A 23,066-nucleotide genomic window follows, 5' to 3' on the forward strand; every position below is an offset into this window, starting at 1 on the left:
AAGCCGTGCGCGCCGCTCACGGGTGTTGACATCAGGGTGCGTCAGGGAGCGGCGTTCAAAGGTGCAACGACCATCACCGGGGCGGTGCGATTGAACAGCGCATGACCTTTTTCATTTTCAAGGTTCATGTTCGTCCAATACTGAGTCCAGTTGAAGTTAAACGGCAACTGGTTCGGGTAAGCAAAGGACTGCTGCCACCAATGCCAACTGATAAAACCGCGCACCTCCTGCCACCCTACCCACGGCAGGTTAGTGTCGAACGGGTCGATATAGACGCGCCGAAGATCGTGCCAGTGGTCTACCGTCATAACGGTGCGGGCATTGTTGCCATGATTGTTGTAAAGCCAATTCCTGTATTGGTAGATGTTGAACACGCCAGGCAATTGCTCCACCTGCCATATGTTGCTGACCACCACCTTGTAGGTAACTTTCGCTCCTGCGGCATCCTCCACGGTGATGTTCGCGGAGCCATTGCCTTCGCCCACCACCAGGCCATCCGCCGTTACCTTCGCTGCACTGGGATTGTCCGACGTGTAGCGATAGTTGCCCTGTCCTCCCCGCGCCCGGCGGGTGCCGGTATTGCCCAGCGAGTGCTCGCCGGTTGTGCGCCTGCCGGGTCGTTTCACCGACAGCCCGCTCAGTATCATGTCGCTGGTATCAATGCCCAGGATTGGCATCACGGTGAACTCAAGCGAACCGGAACTCCCCCGGTCCTGACCATCGATTCGCACGCGATAGCGCACACCAACCTTGCGCCACTCGTGTCCTTCGAACTGTGCTTGCGGCAACTTGATTTCGATGTTTCCCGGACCGGTAAATTGCCCTGGGAACGGCTCAGAGTCCTTGTCTCCATTGTTCATCCAAAGTTCCACGTGCGCGTTCTCCAGCCCTGCCACGAACGGCACGGTGAAGCTCACCTCGGTGCTCTGCGGGTTCAGGTAAAGCAGGTCGCCCAACACATCGGCAGAAGTGGGTCTGAGCAAGTCCAAGGCGCTGGCTGTGCTGATATCCAAGAACAGCCGCCTCGAGGTGCCGAATGCAGTGTTATCGCGGAACACGTTGTAGAAGAACCGGACGCGGTCGCCAATATGGTCTTTGAGCACCTGCGCCGCGCTAGCGAACGGCACGTGGTAGTTGATTTCCGTGTCCCTGATGGTCACCTCGTCAATCCTGGCATACGTTAGCTCACTCCCGTCGGCCCGCATGATGACGTAACCGATCCTGACCACATCGTTGGTATCGAAGTCGAGATCGTTGGCACGCAGCCTAAGGATGAGCCCACTCGGATGCACAGCGCCCACGCCAATTGCGGTGCGAATGCGACTAGCGTCGTTGACCACACCGTTATACACCCACAATTCCGGGAACACCGCAGCGTACTCCGGATGGACCTCGGTCGTATCAGACCACCCGGCCTTGTTCTCGACCACATCCTGTACGGTCCATTGCACCGTCCATTTTTTACGCCCGCGCAGGCTAGCCAACTGCAGGCCCGTCAAGGTAAAGCGCAGGTCTTCGTTGCCGCTACTGGTCACGGTGAAGGTGAAGTGCAAATTTTCGATTGCGAGGGTTATCTTGTCGTTTTTGCGTCTGTTGTCGTAAGTGGCAATGGTGAAGCTGACCTCATCCTCGTTGTTCAGCCGCCTCGGCAGCGCCACCGTGAGCGCAGGTAGTTTCTTGTCGCCACCCGGAATCGAGGTCTTGTAGAGCACCTTGATCGCCGGGGAAGTCTCCGGGTTACCGCTAGGCTGCCTGATGAACCTCGTGTACCAGACTAGCTCCACCCCCTCCGGCGCAGTTACCGGTGGCATTTCATTTTCGAGCACCCATTTAAGGATGTCCTCAGTTGGGTCTAGTTCAGTGATTGGGTGTATTGACTTGCCTGTCTCTGGGTTCGCACCCTCGGGGTGGCAAAAGTGATGAGCCTCGCCCAGCTGAAAGTTCCCAGGGCGCTGCAGGAGGATCGGCAAGCCTCCTTCGTTGTTAAAAACCATGCTCCGATTGATACCGATGATGGCGTTTTCATCCTTCGGAAGCTCGATCAGTGGCAGGGGCTGCGCGGGCCATACCCCCGCATCATTGAGGCTGATGCTGTTAGGCCATACCATGCGCCTGAACTTGTCACGTTCGTTGAGCTCATCGCTGATCACCATCAAACCCAAGCCATCCTGCGGCCCTTCCGTGCCTTGCCTCGGCACTGGGTCCGCTGCTGGCGCGGCGGTTCCTGTTTCTTCGACCAAGTCCTTGAACCTGCTCATCTCGATCATCTCCAATATGCCGGGGGGGGGGTGACTCCTCGGCCCATTGCACTGCACGCCCCTTGACGGCACAACTGGTAGAAATAACAGGTCGAGGGCTCCAGCACGCTGCCAAGACATCGCTTTTGGGCTACCCTGTGCCTTTTTACTCAAGGAGTTACCCCATGGCCCGCGCCACTGCCCGTCACATCCTCGTCAGCAGCGAAGATAAGTGCAACGAACTCAAGGCCCAAATCGAAGCCGGTGCCGACTTCGCCGAAGTCGCCAAGGCCAATTCCACCTGCCCGTCCAGCCGCCAGGGCGGCGACCTGGGTTCGTTCGGCCCGGGCCAGATGGTCCGTGAGTTCGACACCGTAGTGTTCAGCGCGCCGTTGAACGTCGTCCAGGGTCCGGTGAAGACCCAGTTCGGCTACCACCTGCTGGAAGTGACCAGCCGTCAGGACTAAGTCATCGCAGACGATGACCGGCCTTGTAGGAGCGGATTCATCCGCGATAGCGCCAGGGCAGGCAATGTTGTTGCCTGGGAGAGCGCCATCGCGGATGAATCCGCTCCTACAGGGGCTCTGTGGCCTGATTTGGTCGTGCATGGCCAACGCCGACCCGACCCACGCCCTCACCGTCTACGGCGAAGCGCCCCGCTACCCCGAACGCTTCCAGCACTTCGCCTACGTCAATCCCTCCGCCCCCAAGGGCGGCAGCCTGCGCCGCTCGGCCCTCGAGATCGGCCAGTTCGACCATATCCTGCCCTACATCGACAAAGGCATCGGCGTCAGCCAGGTCGATGGCTGGCTGTACGCGCCCCTGGCGCTGCGCTCGCTCGACGAGCCCTACACCGTCTACGGCCTGATCGCCCGGCGCATGGAGCGTGGCCCGGAGGATGCCTGGCTGCGCTTCGACATCGACCCGCGCGCCACCTTCGCCGATGGCAAGCCGGTGCGCGCCGAGGACGTGCGCTTCACCTTCGAGTTGCTGATGAGCAAGGGCAGCCTCAAGTACCGCACCCAGTTCGCCGACGTGGCCGGGGTAACGGTCGAAGGCCCGTTGCGCGTGCGTTTCGACTTCAAGCAGCCCCACGGCCGCACCCTGCCGCTGGACCTCGCCAGCCTGCCGGTATTGCCCGAACACGACTGGCAGCAGCGCGACTTCACCAACGGCGCGGGCTTCGACAAGCCTGTGGGCAGCGGCCCGTACCGTATCGAGCACATCGACAACGGCCGCAGCATTACCTTCGCCCGCGACCCGAACTGGTGGGCCAGGGACCTGCCGGCCACCCGTGGCCTGTACAACTTCGAGCACCTGCGCATCGAGTACTTCGGCGACACCGAGGTGGCGCGGCAGGTGCTCAAGGGCGGCGGCTACGATTACAACCGCGAGTTCTCCGCCACCGCCTACACCTTGGGCTACAACGGCGCGGCGCTGGACGACGGGCGCCTGCAGCGCGCCCAGCTCGGCCCGGCCAAGCCCCAGGTCGCCCAGGGCTTCGTGTTCAACCTGGACAAGCCACAGTTCAAGGACCGCCGCGTGCGCCAGGCCCTGGCCCTGCTCTGGGACTTCGAATGGAGCAACCGGCAGATGATGCGCAATGTGTACATCCGCCAACAGAGCCTGTTCTCCAACACCCCGCTGGCGGCGCGCGCGCGGCCCGACGCGGACGAGCTCAAGCTGCTCGAGCCGTTGCGCGGCCAAGTGCCGGACGAAGTATTCGACAAGGTGTTCACGGCACCGGTTACCGACGGTTCGGGCATCATCCGCCCGCAACAGCTGCAAGCCCTTGCCCTGCTCCAGGCCGCAGGCTGGCACCCGGAGGGCGACCGCCTGGTGAACGCCCAGGGTGAACCGCTGAGTTTCACCTTCCTCAACGGCCAGTCGGGCATGGAGCGCCTGCTGCTGCCGTGGAAACGCAACCTGGCGCAGATCGGCATCGAGCTGAACATCCGCAACGTCGACTCGGCGCAGTACGTCAACCGCCTGATGGCCCGCGACTACGACATGATCGTCACCGGCTACCCCGTGACCCTGTCGCCGGGTAGCGAGCTGTACAACTACTTCGGTTCGGCGGCGGCCAACGACCCGGGCTCGAACAACCAGATGGTGCTCAAGGACCCGGCCGTGGACCACCTGATCGACGGGCTGGTGCGCGCCAGCACCCAGGCCGACATGCTGCGCCACGCCCATGCCCTGGACCGGGTGCTGCAATGGAACTACTACTGGATCCCCAACTACTACCCACCCGGCAGCTCCACCGTGTGGTGGAACCGCTTCGGCCTGCCCAAGGTGCCGGCCACCTATGACGAAGGCCTCGACACCTGGTGGGAGGTCAGCCCCACGGCGCTGACCAACCAACAGATGGACGCGCTGCGGAACACTTCACCATGACCGCCTATATCCTGCGCCGCCTGCTGCTGATCATCCCCACGCTGCTGGCGATCCTGCTGGTCAATTTCGCCATCGTCCAGGCCGCCCCCGGCGGCCCGGTGGAGCAGGCGGTGGCGCGCCTGCAAGGGCTCGGCGGCGGTGCGCCGGGCGCCCGGGTCGAGGCCGTGCACAGCGAGTCCCGCGCCACCCGCGGCCTGGACCCGAAACTGATCGAAGAGATCAAGCGCCAGTACGGCTTCGACAAGTCAGCCCCCGAACGCTTGTGGCTGATGCTCGGCCAATATGCACGGCTGGACTTCGGCCAGAGTTTCTTTCGCGGCGCCAAAGTCACCGACCTGATCGTCGAGAAACTGCCGGTGACCTTGTCGCTGGGCTTCTGGGCGACGTTGATCACCTACCTGGTGTCGATCCCGCTGGGCATCCGCAAGGCGGTGCGCCATGGCAGCCGCTTCGACGCCTGGAGCAGCGCGCTGATCGTGATCGGCTACGCCCTGCCCTCGTTCCTGTTCGCCCTGCTGCTGATCGTGCTGTTCGCCGGCGGCACCTCGCTGGACTGGTTCCCGGTGCGCGGGCTGGTATCGGACGACTTCGACCAGCTCAGCCTGCTGGGCAAGCTCGCCGACTATTTCTGGCACCTGGTGCTGCCGGTGGGCGCCCTGGTGATCGGCGGCTTCGCCACGCTGACCCTGCTGACCAAGAACGCCTTCCTCGACGAGATCTCCCGCCAGTACGTGGTCACCGCCCGGGCCAAGGGCCTGAGCGAACGCCGGGTGCTGTACGGCCATGTGCTGCGCAACGCCATGCTGCTGGTGGTGGCCGGCCTGCCCCAGGCGCTGATCACGGTGTTCTTCGCCGGCTCCCTGCTGATCGAAGTGATCTTCTCCCTCGACGGGCTAGGGCGCATGAGCTACGAGGCGGCGGTGTCGCGGGACTACCCGGTGGTGTTCGGCACGCTGTTCATCTTCACCCTGGCCGGGTTGCTGATCCGCCTGGTCGGCGACCTTTGCTACACCGCGCTCGACCCGCGCATCGACTTCGACGCGAGGGCGCACTGATGCTCTCCCCCGTGTCCCTGCGCCGCCTGCGGCGCTTTCGCGCTAATCGCCGGGGCTGGATCTCGCTGTGGCTGTTCGCTGGCCTTCTGCTGCTGAGTCTGGGCGCCGAACTGGTGGCCAACGACAAGCCGCTGCTGCTTGCGTACCAGGGCGAGCTGTACACCCCCGCGCTCAAGCGCTACACCGAGCAGCAGTTCGGCGGCCAGCTGCCATTCCAGCCCGACTACCGCAGCCAGTACGTGCGCCAGCTGATCGAGGGCCAGGGCGGCTGGATGCTGTTCGCGCCGATCCCGTTCAGCGCCGACACCCCCAACTATGACCTTCAGGTACCCACCCCGAGCCCACCCAGCGCGAGCAACTGGCTGGGCACCGACGACCAGGGCCGCGATGTGCTGGCCCGGGTGCTGTACGGCACCCGCGTATCGCTGCTGTTCGCCTTCGCCCTGACCGTGCTCAGCGTGCTGATCGGCGTGACCGCCGGCGCCCTGCAGGGTTACCACGGCGGCTGGGTCGACCTGCTCGGGCAACGTTTGCTGGAGGTGTGGTCGGGGTTGCCGGTGCTGTACCTGCTGATCATCCTGTCCGGCTTCGTCGAGCCGGATTTCTGGTGGCTGCTGGGGATCATGGCGCTGTTCTCGTGGCTCGCCCTGGTCGATGTGGTGCGCGCCGAGTTCCTCCGCGGGCGCAACCTTGAATACGTGAAGGCCGCGCGAGCGCTGGGCTTGCCGGACACCCAGGTGATGCTGCGGCATATCCTGCCCAACGCCATGAACGCGACGTTGACCTACATCCCCTTCATGCTCACCGGGGCGATCACCACCCTCACCGCGCTGGACTTCCTCGGTTTCGGCATGCCGGCCGGCAGCGCCTCGCTGGGCGAGCTGGTGACCCAGGGCAAGCAGCACCTGGAAGCGCCGTGGCTGGGCTTTACCGCGTTCTTTGCCCTGGCGTTGATCCTGTCGTTGCTGGTATTTATCGGCGATGCGTTGCGCGAGGCGTTCGATCCACGAAGGTAGCCGCGTCAGCGTCCACCCTGCAGGAGCCGGCCTTGCCGGCGAACCGGGCGACGCGATGGATGGCACCGGCTGCGCCGGTGTTCGCGGCTGAAGCCGCTCCTACACGTACTTTTCTATTGAGCTTCGCTACCATGCACGACAACCTCAAGGACTACCCGCAGGTCCGCCAACTGGCGATCCGCTCACTGTTCGAGATCATCGAGCAGTCCAGCGAGGGCACGGTGATCGTCGATCGCCAGGCACACATCGTCTGGATGAACGAGCGCTACGCCCGGCGCTTCGGCCTGCCCGACGCCGCCAGCGCCATCGGCCAGCCCTGCGAGGCGGTGATCCCCGGCAGCCTGATGCGTGAAGTGGTATGCAATGGCAAGCCCATCCTGCTGGACATGCTCGATACCCCCAACGAACCCCTGGTGGTGATGCGCCTGCCCATCCACGACGATCAGGACAAGTTGATCGGTGCCATCGGCTTCGCCCTGTTCGACGAATTGCGCAGCCTGTCACCGTTGCTCAAGCGCTATTCGAGCATGCAGCAGGAGCTGGCCTCGACCCGCTCGCAACTGCGCGCCCGCCAGGCCCGCTACAGCTTCGCCCAGTTCGTCGGCACCAGCGCCGCGTGCCTCGAGGCCAAGCGCCGCGCGCGCCGAGGCGCGAGCAGCGACTCGCCGGTGCTGCTGCTCGGCGAGACCGGCACCGGCAAGGAGCTGCTGGCCCATGCCATCCACGCCGCCTCGCCCCGGGCGCACAAGGCCTTCGTCAGCATCAACAGCGCGGCGATCCCCGAGACCCTGCTCGAAGCCGAGTTCTTCGGCACCGCCCCCGGCGCCTTCACCGGCGCCGAGCGCAAGGGCCGCAGCGGCAAGCTGCAGCTGGCCGAAGGCGGCACACTGTTCCTCGACGAGATCGGCGACATGCCCCTGGCATTGCAGAGCAAGCTGCTGCGGGTGCTGCAGGAGAAGGAATACGAACCGGTGGGCTCCAACCAGATGCTGCGCAGCGATGTGCGCATCATCGCCGCCACCTCCATCGACCTGCAGGCGGCCATGGCCCGCGGGGCGTTCAGGGCCGACCTGTATTACCGGTTGAATGTGCTGCCGATCGAGGTGCCGCCGCTGCGTGAACGGCTGGAGGACCTGCCGGCGCTGTGCGAGGCGATCCTCGCCGAGCTGGGCAGCCAGTACGAACTGGACGCCGAGGCCCAGGCGCTGCTGGGGCGGCATGCCTGGCCGGGGAATATCCGCGAACTGCGCAATGTGCTGGAACGGGCGACGTTGCTGGCGGACCAGCCGCGCCTGGGGGGGCAGGAGCTGAAGAATGCCCTGGGGCCGTTGACCCCGGTGGCGGTCGAGGCCAACCAGCTGGACTATCGTGAGGCGTGTGCACGGTTCGAGCGTGGGTTGATCGTGGATGCCTTGGCGCGGCATGCGGGAAATGTGCCGGAGGCCGCGCAAACGTTGGGGTTGGGGCGGTCGACGTTGTACAAGAAGATGGTGGCGCTGGGGATTCAGTCTCAGTAATGAGATTTTTGTTTCTATTTTGAGATGGTTGCCCAGAAAGCTGTAGCGCCGTTGAAACCGAGTGCCGGCCATACGCCGCATCGCGGATAAATCCGCTCCTACAGGCGCGGCACGTTGCAACAAACGTAGGAGCGGATTTATCCGCGATGCGCCGCACGGGCGGCGCTCGACCTTGAACGCGCAGCAAGGCGGTTGCCCGGCCAAAGAGTCTCAAGTTCGAGACAAAATGCGCTTAGATTTTTATATTAACTAATAAAATCAATAACTTAAAAACTGGCACGATTCCAGCTATCTCCCCGGCAACCATAAAAACAATACCCTGGAGACCCTCGATGACCGTGCTCATCGCCCTGGCTGCCCTCGCCCTGCTGATGCTCGCCGCCTACCGTGGCTACAGCGTCATCCTGTTCGCCCCCATCGCCGCCCTCGGCGCCGTCCTGCTCACCGACCCGGCGGCCGTAGCCCCCGCGTTCACCGGGGTGTTCATGGAGAAGATGGTCGGTTTCATCAAGCTGTACTTCCCGGTGTTCCTGCTCGGCGCCGTGTTCGGCAAGCTGATCGAACTGTCCGGCTTCTCGCGCTCGATCGTCGCCGCCGCCATCCGCCTGCTCGGCACCCGCCAGGCCATGCTGGTGATCGTGCTGGTCTGCGCCCTGCTCACCTACGGTGGCGTGTCGCTGTTCGTGGTGGTGTTCGCGGTGTACCCGTTCGCCGCCGAGATGTTCCGCCAGAGCGACATCCCCAAGCGGCTGATCCCGGCGACCATCGCCCTGGGCGCGTTCTCTTTCACCATGGACGCCCTGCCCGGCACCCCGCAGATCCAGAACATCATCCCCAGCACCTTCTTCAACACCACCGCCTGGGCCGCGCCCTGGCTGGGGCTGATCGGCACACTGTTCGTGTTCTGCACCGGCATGCTCTACCTGCAGCGCCAGCGCAACAAGGCCCAGCGCCGCGGTGAAGGTTATGGCAGCGACCTGCGCAACGAGCCGGAAACCGCCGACGATATCGCCCTGCCCAACCCGTGGCTGGCCTTGGCGCCGCTGATCCTGGTGGGGGTGATGAACCTGTTGTTCACCCACTGGATCCCGCAGTGGTACGGCGCCAGCCATACCCTGCAACTGCCAGGCATGGCTACGTCGGTGCACAGCGACGTGGCCAAGCTCACGGCGATCTGGGCGGTGCAGGCGGCGCTGCTGGTGGGCATCCTGATGGTGCTCGTGTGCGCCTTCGGCAGCATTCGCCAGCGCCTGGCCGAAGGCACCAAGAGCGCGGTGGGCGGTGCACTGCTGGCCGCGATGAATACCGCCTCGGAATACGGTTTCGGCGCCGTGATTGCTTCGCTGCCAGGCTTCCTGGTACTGGCTGACGCCCTGCGCGGCATCCCCAACCCACTGGTCAATGAAGCCATCACCGTGACCCTGCTGGCCGGCATCACCGGCTCGGCCTCCGGCGGCATGAGCATCGCCCTTGCCGCCATGAGCGACAGCTTCATCGCCGCCGCCAACGCCGCGCACATTCCCCTCGAGGTGTTGCACCGGGTCGCGGCCATGGCCAGCGGCGGCATGGACACCCTGCCGCACAATGGCGCGGTGATCACCCTCCTGGCAGTGACGGGACTCACTCACCGCGAGGCGTACAAGGATATTTTCGGTATTACCCTGATCAAGACCCTGGCTGTGTTCGTGGTCATCGCCACGTTCTACGCCACCGGCATCGTTTAAGGAGAACGGCATGACGCTCAAAGGCAAGACCGCACTGGTCACCGGTTCCACCAGCGGCATCGGGCTGGGCATCGCCCAGGTACTGGCCGAGGCCGGCGCGAACATCCTGCTCAATGGTTTTGGTGACCCGGCACCGGCCATCACCGAGATCGCCCGCCACGGCGTGAAAGTCGCCCATCACCCCGCCGACCTGTCCGACGTGGCGCAGATCGAGCAGCTGTTCGCCCTGGCCGAGCGCGAGTTCGGCGCGCTGGACATCCTGGTCAACAATGCCGGCATCCAGCACGTGGCGCCGGTCGAGCAGTTCCCGGTCGAGGCCTGGGACAAGATCATCGCCCTCAACCTGTCGGCGGTGTTCCATGGCAGCCGCCTGGCGCTGCCGGGCATGCGCGCACGGGGTTGGGGACGTATCGTCAACATCGCCTCGGTGCATGGGTTGGTGGGGTCGACCGGCAAGGCCGCCTATGTGGCCGCCAAGCATGGCGTGGTCGGCCTGACCAAAGTCATCGGGCTGGAGACAGCCACCAGCAACGTCACCTGCAACGCCATCTGCCCAGGCTGGGTGCTGACGCCGCTGGTGCAGAAGCAGATCGACGATCGTGCCGCCAGCGGCGGCGACCCGCTGCAGGCGCAACACGATCTGCTGGCCGAGAAGCAGCCCTCCCTGGCCTTCGTGACACCCCGCCACCTCGGTGAACTGGTATTGTTCCTGTGCAGCGAGGCCGGCAGCCAGGTCCGCGGCGCCGCCTGGAACGTCGACGGTGGCTGGCTCGCCCAGTGAGGGTGGGCCATGCGGCTCGATCCCCTATGCAGTGGAGGTTCCCATGAACGATGTACTCTGGCGCCCCAGTACGTCCCGGATCGAAGCCAGCCGGATGGACGTCTTCCGCCACCAGGTCAACCTGCGCTTCAACCTCCAGCTGGACGACTACGCGGCCCTGCACCGCTGGAGCATCGAACACCCGGCACCGTTCTGGCAGACCCTCTGCGAGTACTTTCACGTCCGTTGGCAGAGACCGCACTCCCACGTGCTGGAAGCAGGCCCACGGATGGCCGACGCCCGCTGGTTCAGCGACGCCACGCTCAACTTCGCCGAACACTTGTTGCAGCGGCGCGATGATCGCCCCGCGGTGATCGCGGTGCGCGAAGATGGCAGCCGTCGCCAGCTCACTCATAACGAACTCGCCAGCCAGGTGGCCGGCTTGCAGCGGGCGTTCCAGCAAGCCGGCATCCAGCCCGGCGACCGTATTGCCGCCGTGATGCCCAACACCTGGGAAACCCTGGTGGCCATGCTCGCCGCCACCAGCCTGGGCGCGGTCTGGTCAAGCTGCTCGCCCGAGTTCGGCACCCACGGCATCATCGACCGCTTCGGGCAGATCGCACCCAAAGTGCTGATCGTCTGCGCCGGTTGCGAGTACGCGGGAAAAGCCCTCGACCTGGTGGAGAAGATCAACCAGGTCACCGGGCAATTACCGAGCCTGGAAACAGTGCTCGTCGTGCCCTATACACGCTCCAACACCCTGGCAAGCGAGTTTACCCACGATAACGCCAGGCTCTGGGACGACTTCTACCAACCCGGTGGTGCCCCGGCCTTCACCGCGTTGCCCTTCGACCACCCGCTGTACATCCTCTACTCCAGCGGCACCACGGGCGTACCCAAGTGCATTGTCCACCGTGCCGGCGGCGTGCTGTTGCAGCACCTCAAGGAACACGGCCTGCACAACGACCTCAAAGAGGATGACGTGCTGTTCTACTACACCACCTGCGGCTGGATGATGTGGAACTGGCTGGTGAGCGGGTTGGCGGTCGGGGCAACAGTGGTGCTGTATGACGGTTCCCCCTTGCACCCTGGCCCCGAGCGCCTGCTCGACCTGATCGACGCCGAAGGCATCCAGGCCTTCGGCACCAGCGCCAAGTACCTGGCGGCGCTGGAACAGGCCGGGGTGGAGCCGGCGAAGTCCCATCGCCTCGACAGCCTGCGCCTGCTGCTCAGCACCGGCTCGCCGCTGTCGCCGCACAGCTACGACTACGTGTATACCCGGGTGAAACCCAATGTGTGCCTGGCGTCCATGTCCGGCGGCACGGACATCGTCGCCTGCTTCGTGGCGGGCAACCCACTGCTGCCGGTGCGCCGCGGCGAAATTGCCGGCAAGGCGCTGGGCATGGCGGTCGAAGTGTGGAACGAACACGGCAAGCCGGTGATCGGCGAGAAAGGCGAGCTGGTCTGTACCCGGCCGTTCCCGTCGATGCCACTGGGTTTCTGGGGGGATGCCGATGGCAGCCGCTACCACGACGCCTATTTCAGCCAATTCGAAAACGTCTGGTGCCAGGGCGACTACGCCGAGGAGTATCCCGGCGGCGGCCTGGTGATCCATGGCCGTTCGGATGCCGTGCTCAATCCGGGCGGGGTGCGTATCGGCACCGCGGAGATCTACCGCCAGGTGGAAAAGGTCGAGGAGGTAGTGGAAAGCGTGGCCATCGGCCAGGACTGGGGCGACGACGTGCGCGTGGTGTTGTTCGTGCGCCTGCGCGACGGCCTGCAACTGGACGATGCCCTGCGCCAGCACATCCGCCAGGTGATCCGCCAGTACGCCACGCCGCGCCATGTACCCGCCGTGATCGCCCAGGTCACCGATATCCCGCGTACCCTCAGCGGCAAGCTGGTGGAACTGGCGATCCGCAACGTGGTGCACGGTCTGCCGGTGAAGAACACCGACGCCCTGGCCAACCCCGAGGCGCTGGAGCAGTTCCGTGACCGTGCGGAGCTCAAGCTGTAGGAGCGGCTTCAGCCGCGATGCAGGCAACGCGGTGCATGGCACCCGCTTCGCGGGTGATCGCGGCTGAAGCCGCTCCTACAGAGGCCATCGTCAGGCATAATGGCAGCTTCCATCTGCCGTCCGAAGTACAGGTACCTCCCCATGAAAGCCCAAGCCCGCCACATCCTGGTCAAGACCGCTGACGAAGCCGAGAAGCTCAAGCAGCGCATCGCCAACGGCGAGGCCTTCGACGTGCTGGCGAAGAAGTTCTCCACCTGCCCCTCCGGCAAGCGTGGCGGCGACCTGGGCGAAGTGCGCCCGGGCCAGCTGGTCGGCGCCATCGACCAGGTGATCTTCAAGAAACCCCTGCGCGTGGTGCACGGGCCGATCAAAAGCAAGTTCGGCTATCACCTGGTGCAGACCTTCTACCGCGACTGATCGCAGCGGGTCACCTGGTATTTCTGCCAGTTGTCCCGTACCAGGCGTTTATCTACAACTCAGGCAGGATCGCAGCCGCATACCCATGCGACTGTGCGTAGTGGTCCGTCCGCAATGACCACGGAGACCTGCCGATGCGTTGTCCACGCCTGCTTGTACCTGCCGCCCTGCCCCTGCTTGCGCTCCCCCTGTTTGCTCATTCCCAGACCCTGACGGTTGCACCGGGCGATAACCTGGGTGCAGTGGTACAGACCGACGCAGTCGACAATTTCACCATGACAGGCGGGACCGTCCAGGCACTCAGCCAGAAGGAAGGCTACGACACTTTCAAAATGACCGCCGGGCGCATTATCGGCGCCTTCGAGGATGGAGACTCAGCGATCTACGAAGGCGGCAGGATTGGCCGGGTAGACCTCAAGCTCGCGAACAATGTCTTTGTCATGTCCCAGGACACGGCAGTTGAAACCCGTATCGATGGCAATCTGGTGAGTGGCCTTGGCGACGACAGGATTGACATTCGTGGCGGCACCATTGGCGGCAACATCAGTACCAGCGGTGGCGTGGACGACATCACCATCAGCGGCGGTCGCCTCGCAGGCAATGTGCTCGCCAGTGCGGGCAACGACATTTTCAGGTGGTCTGGTGGCAGCATCGGCGGCAGGGTCGACATGGGATTGGGCAATGATAAAGCGACCATCAGCGGCCTCAACGCCGATACCCTGATCATTCCCCTCGACGGGGGGGCTGGCAATGACAGCCTGGTGTTCCAAGGCAGCCAGGTCACTGCAGGCGCCCACTACCTGAACTGGGAAGCGATCGGGCTCACCGACCGCAGCCATCTCAGCCTCGATGACACGCTGACCCTGGGTGACGCCACCAGCACTACCGGGTTGCTGACCATCGATACCGGCAGTTCGCTGTCCTCACGCCAAGGCACGGTGACGGCCTTCAGCGCAGGCCAGAAAGCAACAGTACGCAACGCCGGGTTGATCGACCTGAGCACTGGCAGCGATGCCCAGGGGCGACTCACCCTCAACGGCGACTACCTGGGCGACAACGGCACGCTGCGGCTCAACAGCGTACTGGCAGGTGACGAGGCGGCCTCCGACCGCCTGGTGGTGGGCCTGGGTAGCATTACCGGCAGCACAAGGCTGCAGGTCAACAACCTCGACGGCGCAGGCGCAGCCACGGCGGGCAACGGTATCCAGGTGGTGGAGGCACGCGAGGGCGCCACCAGCAGCGATACGGCATTCGTCCAGACCCAGACGCTTTCGGCCGGCGCCTACGACTATCGTCTGTTCAAGGGTGGCGTGACCGCTGGCAGCGAGAACAGCTGGTACCTGCGCTCCACCCTGGGGGCGCCACCGGCTCCCAGTGCGGGTGAACCACCCGTTCCAGTCCCGGTCGCCGCGCCAGCCCCCGGCCAGGCTGCGCTGCCCTCGCCGCCCCCAGGCCAGAACCTTCCCTTGTATCGCCCCGAGGTGCCGGTCTATGCCACGGCAGCCAGGGGCGCGGCGATCATCGCTCGACAGGCACTGGGTACCTTCCACCAACGCCAGGGTGACCAACGCCTGCTCGCCGGCAATGGCACGCTATCCGCAAGCTGGGGCCAAGCCTACGCTGGCAACCTGCGCCAACAGTGGAGCGGCACGGTCAGCCCGAGCCTGGATGGCAACCTGTATGGATTCAAGGTGGGCCAGGACTTGTATGCCCAGGCCAGCGACAGCGGCTATCGCCAGCACATGGGGCTGTACCTCGGCCACAGCCGACTGGATGCCGACGTCAAGGGCTTCGCCCTGGCGGTGAAGGATCGCCGTGTCGGCGACCTGAAGCTTGATGGCGACAGTGTCGGTGCCTACTGGACCCTGGTCGGGCCACAGCGCTGGTACCTTGATAGTGTGCTGCAGTACACCCGCCTCGACGGCCGCGCCCGCTCCGAGCGGGGCGACAAGCTCGATATCGAAGGCCATGCCTGGACCGCCTCGGTCGAAACGGGCTCCCCCTTCGCCTTGTCGCACCATTGGACGCTGGAGCCTCAAGCCCAGTTGATTGCCCAGAAGACCGCGCTGGGCAGTGCCAGCGACAGCGTTTCGCGCGTCAGCCACGATGCCCAGGTCGAATTGACCGGTCGCCTGGGCGTACGCCTGGAGGGTGCTTTCGAGTATCAGGGTGTGCGCCTGCTGCAGCCTTACGCCCAGCTCGACCTGTGGCATGGAGACGGTGGCCGCGACACACTGACCTTCAACCATGCAGACAAGATCAAGACCGACTATCGCTACACTTCATTGCAGCTTGAAGTCGGCCTGGTCGCCCGGATCAACGATGCGCTGAGCCTGCACGGCGGCGTGCTGTACAGCGGCAACCTCGACAGCCGCCAGCAGGAAGCCAGCAGTGCCAACCTGGGGGTTCGCTGGCAGTTCTAGGGTCCGGTCTCGGAAATACGTTCTCTTTTGGCGAGTGGCTTGGGTGTTCGGCCAAGGCGCCGCGACGAGTCATAGCAGGGCTATGGCGAGGAGCGGCAACGCCGGCCGGGCGCCCAGGACGCCGCCAAAAGTGAACAGCTTATTTCCGAGACAGGACACTAGCGACGGGCAGCCAACAGCCCCAGTCCTGCGGCGCCCAGTAGCGAAGCGCTGACCCGGTTGAACACCCGGCGCGGCCCCGGGCGCTCGAACCAACGCTGCAGGTAGGCGCCCAACCCGGCATAAATGGCAATCGCCGCCCACTCCAGCAGCAGGAACAGCACCCCCAGTTGCAGGAACTGCTCGCTGACCGGCGTGGCACCGCCTACGGTGACGAACTGCGGCAGGAAAGCGGTGAAGATCAGGATCGCCTTGGGGTTGCCGGCCGCCACCCAGAACTCCTGGCGTGCCAGTTTCCACGTGCCGCGCGGCTGCTCGCCCGCCATCTGCGCCTCGCCCACCGGCGCTCGCCACAGCTGCCAGGCGATGTAGAACAGGTAACCCGCACCCAGCACCTTGATCGCCAGGAACAGATACTCGCTGGTATGCAGCACCACCGCCAGGCCCATGGCGGCCAGGGCGATCATGCCGCTGAACGCCAGCAGGCGCCCGCCACCGGCCACGCAGGCGGTGCGCAGGCCATAGCGGCTGGCATTGTGCAGCGACAGCAAATTGTTCGGCCCCGGGGCCATGTTCAGGGCAAAGCAGGCAGGGATGAACAGCAACAGGCTCGACAAGTCCATTCTTCTTCTCCTTCAAGGACCCCCGCAGCGTCGCGCCCGGCCAGTGCTTGCGTCAAGCACAGTCGCCCGGCAAATGGCCGCAACAGTCGCCAACCAGTAAACTGCGGGCGTCTCCCGATAACCCTGGCCCCAGCCATGCCCTCTTCGAGCAGCGAAATCTGGCACGACCCGGCCCTGCCCCACGTCGAAAGCCGACGCGCCTGCCACAGCCGCGCCTGCTACAAGGCCCACAGCCATCCCACCTTTTCCATTGGCGCGGTGGATGCCGGTTTCAGCCGCTTTACCGGCGCGGGAGAAGGTGAAGCGCGCCTTACGCCCGGCACCCTGGTGCTGGTCCCGGCGCAGCGGGTACATGCCTGCAACCCAGCACCTGGCCAGGCCTGGAGCTACCAGATGCTGCACCTGGACGCCGGCTGGCTGCGCGACTTGCGCCTGGAGTCCGGGCTCGCCGCTGGCGAGCCTGGGGCACCGGCGCGGATCAGTCGTTCACGGGGGCTGTATCGGCAGTTCTGCGCGCTCAATGCACTGTTGTTCTCACCCGCCCCACCCATCGAGAAGGACGCGGCGTTGGTGACGTTCATCGGCGACCACGACTTCTCCGGGCATCCTGCGCTACGGCCAGCCCCGCCGCTACCGCCCTCGATCCTGCAGGAGCTGGTCACACGTGTCGATGACAACGACCTGGCGACATTGAGCCTTGACCACCTGGCACAACAGGCGCGGTTGGGGCGTTATCAACTGATCCGCGCATTCAACGCCGCCACCGGCATGACGCCCCACGCCTACCTGCTCAATGCACGGGTGAACAAGGCGCGCCAGCTGTTGCGCCAGGGGCATGGGTTGGCGGAGGTCGCCTACCGACTGGGCTTCGCCGACCAGAGTCATTTCCAAAGGGTGTTCAAGGCCCACGCGGGTGTGACGCCCGGCATCTACCGACGCGCCCAGTTGTAGGAGCCAGCCTTGCTGGCGAACGCAAGGCGCAGCCTTGCCTGCCAACCCCCAGCAATACCTTTCGCCAGCAAGGCTGGCGCCGGCAGGGGTCAGGCTTGTGCAATATTCTTCAATACCCTGCGCCTCGACCGCCGACAGACTGCGGTTTTCTCCCAACAAGAAAACCGCCCCCATGGAACAGTTCCTGCTCATCGCCACCACCCACTTCCTCGCCCTGCTCTCCCCCGGCCCGGACTTTTTCCTGGTCGCCCGCACTTCGGTCAACGCCGGTTGGCGTGTAGCCAGCGGCGCCTGCCTGGGCATCGCTCTGGCCAATGGCCTGTTCATCTGCATCGCCTTCGCCGGGGTGTCCATCCTGCGCGACGGCAGCGCGCTGTTCATGGCCCTGCAACTGGCAGGCTGCGGTTATCTGATCTACATCGGGCAGCTGTTCCTGAGGCATGCTGGGCAGAGCAGCCTGGCCGACACGCAAGGAACCGGCGCGGGATCACCCGGTGATTGGCTCGCCAACCTGGGCATGGGTTTCGCCTCGGGCATCCTCAACCCGAAGAACGCACTGTTCTATGCCAGCCTGGCAAGCCTGGTCGCCAACGAGGGGGGTTGGGTGAAGGTCGGCTACGGTCTCTGGATGTTCAGTCTCGTCCTGGCCTGGGACCTGCTGGTCGCCCTGGCCATTGGTAACCCGCGGGTACTGCAGCGATTTGCCCGGTTGCTGCCATGGCTGGAACGGGCGTCAGGGGTGATGCTGATCCTCCTGGCAGGTGGCGTGCTCATTCACTTGGCATGGGGTTGACCTGCGTCAGCGATGCGAGGTCGAGCAAGCTGAAGTGGCCACTGCCCCAGCCCCCCGTATCGAGGTGCCAGACGTTGCCGAGCACTTTCATCCTGAGCAGCGGCGTATGCCCGACCACCAGGGCGCGCAGCCCCTCGACCCACTGCTCGTCGCCCTCCCTCAGCCGCCGCCGCGACCACTGGCAGATTTCCCGGACATCAGGGTCGTCGTCGTTCTGCAGGCTCTCCTTGAGCGCCGCCCAATCACTGAACGGGCTGTCCGCATGCAGCAGGCCGACCGGCCCGTATAAGGTTTCGACCTCCAGCGCGATGGGCATCGTCAGGAAAGCTTCCACGAAAGGCTTCTGCTCATGTTCCGGCAGGTCGATAAACCAGCCGCCCCCCGCCGCACGGTACATGTCCAGGTCGACCCGCCCGCCGCACAGGTGATTGATCGCCAGTGTCTCGTGGTTGCCCTGCACCGCATGGAACCAGGGCTCGGCCAGCCACTCCAGGGCTTTCTCGCTGTCCGGCCCACGGTCGACCAGGTCGCCCACGCTGAACAGGCGGTCGACCTGCGGATCGAAACCCACGCCCTCCAGGCAGGCTTGCAAGCGCTGGAAATGCCCGTGGATATCGCCCACGGCCAGGTCGCGCCCGCGGGTGTTGGCGGCTATCCGCCGATAACGGCTCATTGCATCGTCCTCTGCGGCGTCCCCGGCACAGGCGTAAAATGGGCAGGCAGATCATCCACACCCGGAGGTGCAGCATGCGTACCACCCTGGCCTGTGCCGTACTGATGGTGCTGGCATTTGACAGCATGGCACAGGGTACCCCGGCCGCACAGGTCGAGGTGCAATTCGAACACCCGGAGAACTTCCGCGATGCCAGCCTCGACCGCGCAGGCTATGAGCGCGGTGCCGAAACACAGGTGATGCAGGTGCTCACCACGCATCTGCAGAAACTCGGCCAGCGCTACCTGCAGCCCGGCCAACAGCTGGTCATCGATATCCGCGACATCGACCTGGCGGGGCGTTTCGAGCCCTGGCACAGCCAGGCCTACGAGGTGCGCTTCATGCGCGATATCACCTGGCCCAGCATCGACCTGGTCTACACCCTCACCCAACCCGGCCACCCCGCCGTTCAGGCGCAGGAACACCTGAGCGACAAGCTCTACCTCAGCCGCCCCGGCCGCCAGGCCAGCGGTGATCGCCTGTTCGCCGAGAAGGCCATGCTCAGCGACTGGTTCCGCCAGCGCTTCGCCCAGTTGCCGCCGTCCTGATCCGCGCCCATGAAATCGACACCCTCCTGCTGGTGAAGGCGAACGGCTCGGTTGTATGCTCCGTGCTCGAACCTGTGCCAAGGATGGAGGCGACATGAAGTACCTGCTGGTTACCCTGGGCAGCTATGCCTCCAGCTACTACCTGGTAGGTTTGTTGATCCGCGGCCGCCTGGCGGAACTAGCCGAAGGCCTGCGCCACCGCCCCGAGGGCCCGCCAGCGGGTCAGTACCTGCGTGAAGTCAGGGAACATGCCCGCCGCGCCCATCGCCATTACAGCCTGTTCGCGGGGACACTGCTTGCCGTCGTGCTGGGGTTGCTCTGCGCCTGGTTCGGATAAGCCGTCAGAAATCCAGTGCCAGGCTCTGTCGCCCTTCCAGCGCCAGCAGAAACTGCTTGGCCGGCAGCCCGCCCGCGAAGCCGGTGAGGCTGCCGGACGCGCCGATCACCCGGTGGCATGGCGCGATGATCGAGATCGGGTTGCGCCCGTTGGCCGCGCCAACCGCCCGTACCGCGTCGGGGTTGCCGATCTGCCGGGCGATGTCGCTGTAGCTGCGGGTCTCACCGAAGGGGATGGTCAGCAGCGCCGCCCAGACCTGACGCTGAAATTCGGTGCCGGCAAAATCCAGGTCCAGCTCGAAGTGCTGCCGCGTGCCAGCGAAGTACTCGCCCAGTTGACGAGCGGTTTCGCGCAGCACGGGGTGATGATCATCGCGGTGCAACTCGCCCAGCCGCACGCGGTTGCTGCGCTCATGCTCCCAGAGCACGGCGGCCAGGCGCTCGCCACGAGCCACCAGGGTCAGGGTGCCGACGGGGGAAGACTGCAGCGTGAAAGCGTTCGACATGGCGGGCTCCTGCCGTGAAAGCGAAGGCTCACTCTACCCATCCCTTCCCGGCGGCGCATCCGCTTTCTTGCCCACTTGTCATGCCTGGACCAAACCTCGGCCCAGGCACGATGAAGTGGGCTAGGCCCGCGAACACATGAGCGCAGCGTCGAGCAAGCGGCCCTTGTCGTACCAGGCATCACGCTGGTAGGCGAGGAACTTGTATTGCCCATCCACCTGCTGCATCTCGACCATGCCAGAGGCTTTGCGGGGGTCGGTACTGTCGACGAAAAGTTCAACCGTGCCATTGCTTTGCAGCAGGTAGGTCTTCGCACCACCTTGCAACTCACCTTGCACGCAGCCCAGGTATTGCGGCGGGTTCTTTGCCGTCATGCCGGACGTGTAGTCATGCCCCGCGCGAACATCCGTGTTGTTCGCGCAACCGCCTAGCAACAGGCTGGCCAGCACCAGCACCGTGAAAGCCGCCTTCGACCGCTTGATTGAGCATTTCATGCAACACCTTCCGATCCCCCACCGAGAAACGTTGGAAAGCTGCGGACTGACCCTTTTTAGTTAGGAAATCGCACTACGCACCCAGATGCTACGCTAGCTAACTATTTTAGCCGCGCCTGGTCGCCACGCTATGCAGGTTCGCTATAGCTATCGAGTGGTTTGATAGGGTCGAAGAGGTGGCAGCGCCTGGCGATCCGGCGTGTCTGGCGCTTCGTCCATACAGACCGGACCGCTGGTCTGCCATGCCTTGCGGATCAGCGAAACAGGCGTCTACTGAGGGCAGTCCCAGTGGCACGACCAAGAAGACACCCCCGAGGTGCACGCCCATGAAACACCTCCACAAGTTGGTACAGCAACGTCGTCGGCAATTGCACGTCCATATGTCGCCCAGCGGGTTGCAATCGCCTCCGGACGAAGGCTGGGCCATGTCGGCACGCAGTGCCCCGGCGCCGGAAGGTCGCAAGGTCATGGACAGCAAACGTGCACGTGAAGCGCTCGACCTTGGACTGAACAACGTGGCCAACCTGCACGCCGCTCCAGCAAGCACTCGGCAGGTAAAAGGTACGGCTGCGGTACAGACCTGAGCGTGGTGCCGTCAGGTTCTTTGTTGTCAATAAGTACCCCAGGCTTGCTATCGTAGCGCCCCTGAACCTGGCAGCACGGAAGCAGCACGCATGGCGACATGGAAAACCCTGGTCATTGCCCTCCTGGCAACGATCAGCGCACAGGGTTTTGCGGATGAAAAAAAGGGTACATACGAAGGGGTCATGTTGCTGATCACCATCCTCCCTTTCACACCCTTTACAGCCACCACCGGGCTTTCCGAAATGGCGAAGGACAACTTCAAGCCCGCCAAGGCCGATGCACTCACCTTCATTGGCTCAGGGGGCGAGATCCGCGGGGCGCAGTTCGAGCAGGCCGTTCGTTACTATCACGCAGCCTACGACCCTGCGCCCATGACGGATGATCAGCTGGCCCTCGCGATAGTGACGGCATTCTGAGACATTTCGGGGTCAGTACCGACGGTATTCCTGGCCACGATGATCGCCATCGTGGTAATGCCGGTGATGCCCACCATCGTGCCAGTAAGGCCAGCAGCCACTGAGCAGCAACACACCACACACCACGACGGCCCAAGCGGTAGTTCGTTTCATCTGAATATCTCCTGCCTGGCGATGCCAGGCCCTGCTTAGGTTTGACCCCGCGCAGACAGTAGGTTCAAGCATGGCCAACGCTTTCATCCAGCGCCCTTGTTTGATTCAACGACTTGCAACGCAGCTGGTTGTCCAGCCTGCAATATTTGGCAACACCCTCACGGTCGGCAGATTTCCAAGTCCCTGAAACTCAACGTAACCAATACTGTCTGTTTGCCATCGGTAACGACTGAGGTCGCCCGGCTCGACGTGCGGGCCGGGTAGGGTCCATGTCACGGGCCCCTTCCATAACGGCCTCGATTTCCCGGTCTACCCACGCGTGCGCCCTCTACGCAGAGGACGCAGCCACCACTTATCAAGGCTGAAAGAGCGAACCATGAAACACAACATTCTCCTTGTTGCCGTCTGTGCAGCCCTGCTTCAAGCGTGCACCCCGGCTTCCACTTCCCATGAAGGGTCGCCTTCCATGCCCACCACCTCCTCGTCTGTAGCAGCCCAGCCCGCACTTTCGGCCTACTACTGGAACCTGGTATCGGCCAACGATGCTTCCGGCAATCCCATCGCTGGCCTGGACAAAGGCATCGAACGCAAGCTGCGCCTGAACTTCGTCGAGCAGAGGCTCAACATCAGCGGTGGCTGCAACAGCCAGTTCGGCGGCTACAGCTACCAGGACGGAGTACTGAAGGTGCAGCCACTCGCCTCGACCCTGATGGCCTGCGACAAGCGCCTGATGGACCTGGATGCCCAGGTCGGCCGCCTGTTCAAGGGCGACCTGCGCACGGCCATCACCACGACCGGCCCGGAGCCGGTGCTGCAGCTGACTGCTCAGGACGGTTCGGTACTGAAGTTCCAGGGTGAAGCCACCCCAGAAACCCGCTACGGGAGCAAGGGCGAGATCAAGTTCCTGGAAGTCGCGGCCAAGTCCGTCAAGTGCAGCCACCCGCTGATCCCGAACTACCAGTGCCTGCAAGTGCGCGAGCGCCGCTATGACGACGCCGGCCTGCAATTGCCAAACCAAGATGCCTGGCATCCGCTGTACCAGTCCATCGAGGGCTATGAGCACCATGACGGCGTGCGCACCGTACTGCGGGTCAAGCAGTACGCGTGGAAGAACCCGCCCGCCGACGCACCGTCGCACGTCTATGTGCTTGACCTGGTAGTCGAGCAGGACGCCTCGGGCAAGGGCAAGTAAGCGCACCGTTGGTTGCAGGCCGATAGCAATCTGCCTG

Annotated in this window: 23 protein-coding genes; 17 read left to right on the forward strand and 6 right to left on the reverse strand. The window is 64.1% G+C overall.

The window, feature by feature from the left end; all coding sequences use genetic code 11:
• Nucleotides 1-41: 41 nt before the first annotated feature.
• Entirely contained in the window at nt 42-2,267 is a 2,226-nt protein-coding gene (locus tag JYG34_RS15100) for an Ig-like domain-containing protein (RefSeq protein WP_213657209.1), read from the reverse strand.
• A gap of 155 nt (nt 2,268-2,422) precedes the next feature.
• On the opposite strand from JYG34_RS15100, the gene JYG34_RS15105 reads away from it, so the two are divergent.
• The 10 genes from JYG34_RS15105 (at nt 2,423) to JYG34_RS15150 (ending at nt 15,563) form a co-directional block, all read left to right on the forward strand.
• Nucleotides 2,423-2,704, forward strand: a complete 282-nt coding sequence (locus JYG34_RS15105; protein ID WP_027594867.1) for a peptidylprolyl isomerase — start codon at nt 2,423-2,425, stop codon at nt 2,702-2,704.
• A 13-nt stretch (nt 2,705-2,717) separates the two neighbouring features.
• Entirely contained in the window at nt 2,718-4,634 is a 1,917-nt protein-coding gene (locus JYG34_RS15110; RefSeq protein ID WP_213657210.1) for an extracellular solute-binding protein, read from the forward strand.
• Nucleotides 4,631-5,689, forward strand: a complete 1,059-nt coding sequence (locus tag JYG34_RS15115; RefSeq protein WP_213657211.1) for a microcin C ABC transporter permease YejB — start codon at nt 4,631-4,633, stop codon at nt 5,687-5,689. Before JYG34_RS15110 ends, JYG34_RS15115 begins: the two co-directional genes overlap by 4 nt.
• Nucleotides 5,689-6,705: an ABC transporter permease gene (locus tag JYG34_RS15120; RefSeq protein WP_213657212.1), complete on the forward strand. Its 1,017-nt coding sequence runs from the start codon at nt 5,689-5,691 to the stop codon at nt 6,703-6,705. The genes JYG34_RS15115 and JYG34_RS15120 overlap by 1 nt, the downstream gene beginning before the upstream one ends.
• Before the next feature lie 131 nt (nt 6,706-6,836).
• The gene (locus tag JYG34_RS15125) at nt 6,837-8,222 is read left to right on the forward strand and encodes a sigma-54 interaction domain-containing protein (RefSeq protein ID WP_213657213.1); all 1,386 of its coding nucleotides are present in this window, start codon (nt 6,837-6,839) and stop codon (nt 8,220-8,222) included.
• A gap of 332 nt (nt 8,223-8,554) precedes the next feature.
• Nucleotides 8,555-9,946 (forward strand): GntP family permease, encoded by a 1,392-nt coding sequence (locus JYG34_RS15130; protein ID WP_213657214.1) that lies wholly within the window; start codon nt 8,555-8,557, stop codon nt 9,944-9,946.
• 10 nt (nt 9,947-9,956) lie between these two features.
• Complete coding sequence (hbdH, locus tag JYG34_RS15135; RefSeq protein ID WP_213657215.1) at nt 9,957-10,727, forward strand: 3-hydroxybutyrate dehydrogenase; 771 nt, start codon at nt 9,957-9,959, stop codon at nt 10,725-10,727.
• A 43-nt stretch (nt 10,728-10,770) separates the two neighbouring features.
• Nucleotides 10,771-12,723 carry an acetoacetate--CoA ligase gene (locus JYG34_RS15140; protein WP_213657216.1) on the forward strand — a complete coding sequence of 651 codons (1,953 nt, stop codon included), beginning with the start codon at nt 10,771-10,773 and terminating at the stop codon, nt 12,721-12,723.
• A 141-nt stretch (nt 12,724-12,864) separates the two neighbouring features.
• On the forward strand, nt 12,865-13,140 hold the full coding sequence (locus tag JYG34_RS15145; RefSeq protein ID WP_008095636.1) for a peptidylprolyl isomerase: 276 nt from the start codon (nt 12,865-12,867) through the stop codon (nt 13,138-13,140).
• A 134-nt stretch (nt 13,141-13,274) separates the two neighbouring features.
• Nucleotides 13,275-15,563, forward strand: coding sequence for an autotransporter outer membrane beta-barrel domain-containing protein (locus JYG34_RS15150; RefSeq protein ID WP_213657217.1), 2,289 nt, complete (start codon nt 13,275-13,277; stop codon nt 15,561-15,563).
• A gap of 158 nt (nt 15,564-15,721) precedes the next feature.
• Here JYG34_RS15150 and JYG34_RS15155 read toward each other — a convergent pair whose 3' ends face one another.
• On the reverse strand, nt 15,722-16,345 hold the full coding sequence (locus JYG34_RS15155; protein WP_213657218.1) for a LysE family translocator: 624 nt from the start codon (nt 16,343-16,345) through the stop codon (nt 15,722-15,724).
• 135 nt (nt 16,346-16,480) lie between these two features.
• Between JYG34_RS15155 and JYG34_RS15160 the strand changes: the two genes are divergently transcribed.
• Nucleotides 16,481-17,296, forward strand: coding sequence for an AraC family transcriptional regulator (locus JYG34_RS15160; protein ID WP_213657219.1), 816 nt, complete (start codon nt 16,481-16,483; stop codon nt 17,294-17,296).
• Nucleotides 17,297-17,468: 172 nt separating this feature from the next.
• Nucleotides 17,469-18,089, forward strand: coding sequence for a LysE family translocator (locus JYG34_RS15165; protein ID WP_213657220.1), 621 nt, complete (start codon nt 17,469-17,471; stop codon nt 18,087-18,089).
• Here the strand turns inward: JYG34_RS15165 and JYG34_RS15170 are convergent.
• Nucleotides 18,067-18,762: a metallophosphoesterase gene (locus JYG34_RS15170; protein WP_213657221.1), complete on the reverse strand. Its 696-nt coding sequence runs from the start codon at nt 18,760-18,762 to the stop codon at nt 18,067-18,069. The genes JYG34_RS15165 and JYG34_RS15170 overlap by 23 nt on opposite strands.
• A gap of 74 nt (nt 18,763-18,836) precedes the next feature.
• Here JYG34_RS15170 and JYG34_RS15175 point away from each other — a divergent pair, with 74 nt between their 5' ends.
• Together JYG34_RS15175 and JYG34_RS15180 are read left to right on the forward strand one after the other, a co-directional pair.
• A complete protein-coding gene (locus JYG34_RS15175; protein ID WP_213657222.1) occupies nt 18,837-19,349 on the forward strand; it encodes a DUF3016 domain-containing protein in 513 nt (170 codons plus the stop codon).
• Between the two features lie 94 nt (nt 19,350-19,443).
• Nucleotides 19,444-19,686, forward strand: coding sequence for a hypothetical protein (locus JYG34_RS15180; RefSeq protein WP_213657223.1), 243 nt, complete (start codon nt 19,444-19,446; stop codon nt 19,684-19,686).
• A 4-nt stretch (nt 19,687-19,690) separates the two neighbouring features.
• Here the strand turns inward: JYG34_RS15180 and JYG34_RS15185 are convergent, their stop codons facing one another.
• On the reverse strand, nt 19,691-20,191 hold the full coding sequence (locus tag JYG34_RS15185; RefSeq protein ID WP_213657224.1) for a methylated-DNA--[protein]-cysteine S-methyltransferase: 501 nt from the start codon (nt 20,189-20,191) through the stop codon (nt 19,691-19,693).
• Nucleotides 20,192-20,311: 120 nt separating this feature from the next.
• Nucleotides 20,312-20,683: a hypothetical protein gene (locus JYG34_RS15190; RefSeq protein WP_213657225.1), complete on the reverse strand. Its 372-nt coding sequence runs from the start codon at nt 20,681-20,683 to the stop codon at nt 20,312-20,314.
• 326 nt (nt 20,684-21,009) lie between these two features.
• On the opposite strand from JYG34_RS15190, the gene JYG34_RS15195 reads away from it, so the two are divergent.
• Together JYG34_RS15195 and JYG34_RS15200 are read left to right on the forward strand one after the other, a co-directional pair.
• Complete coding sequence (locus tag JYG34_RS15195; protein WP_213657226.1) at nt 21,010-21,267, forward strand: hypothetical protein; 258 nt, start codon at nt 21,010-21,012, stop codon at nt 21,265-21,267.
• 90 nt (nt 21,268-21,357) lie between these two features.
• Entirely contained in the window at nt 21,358-21,684 is a 327-nt protein-coding gene (locus tag JYG34_RS15200; protein ID WP_213657227.1) for a DUF2388 domain-containing protein, read from the forward strand.
• 12 nt (nt 21,685-21,696) lie between these two features.
• On the opposite strand, the gene JYG34_RS15205 is transcribed toward JYG34_RS15200, so the two are convergent.
• On the reverse strand, nt 21,697-21,837 hold the full coding sequence (locus tag JYG34_RS15205; RefSeq protein WP_213657228.1) for a hypothetical protein: 141 nt from the start codon (nt 21,835-21,837) through the stop codon (nt 21,697-21,699).
• 466 nt (nt 21,838-22,303) lie between these two features.
• On the opposite strand from JYG34_RS15205, the gene JYG34_RS15210 reads away from it, so the two are divergent.
• Nucleotides 22,304-23,029, forward strand: coding sequence for an META and DUF4377 domain-containing protein (locus JYG34_RS15210; protein ID WP_249746171.1), 726 nt, complete (start codon nt 22,304-22,306; stop codon nt 23,027-23,029).
• Nucleotides 23,030-23,066: the final 37 nt, after the last annotated feature.

Origin of the sequence: Pseudomonas entomophila, assembly GCF_018417595.1 — a bacterium.
GTDB classification, from domain to species: Bacteria; Pseudomonadota; Gammaproteobacteria; order Pseudomonadales; family Pseudomonadaceae; genus Aquipseudomonas; species Aquipseudomonas entomophila_C.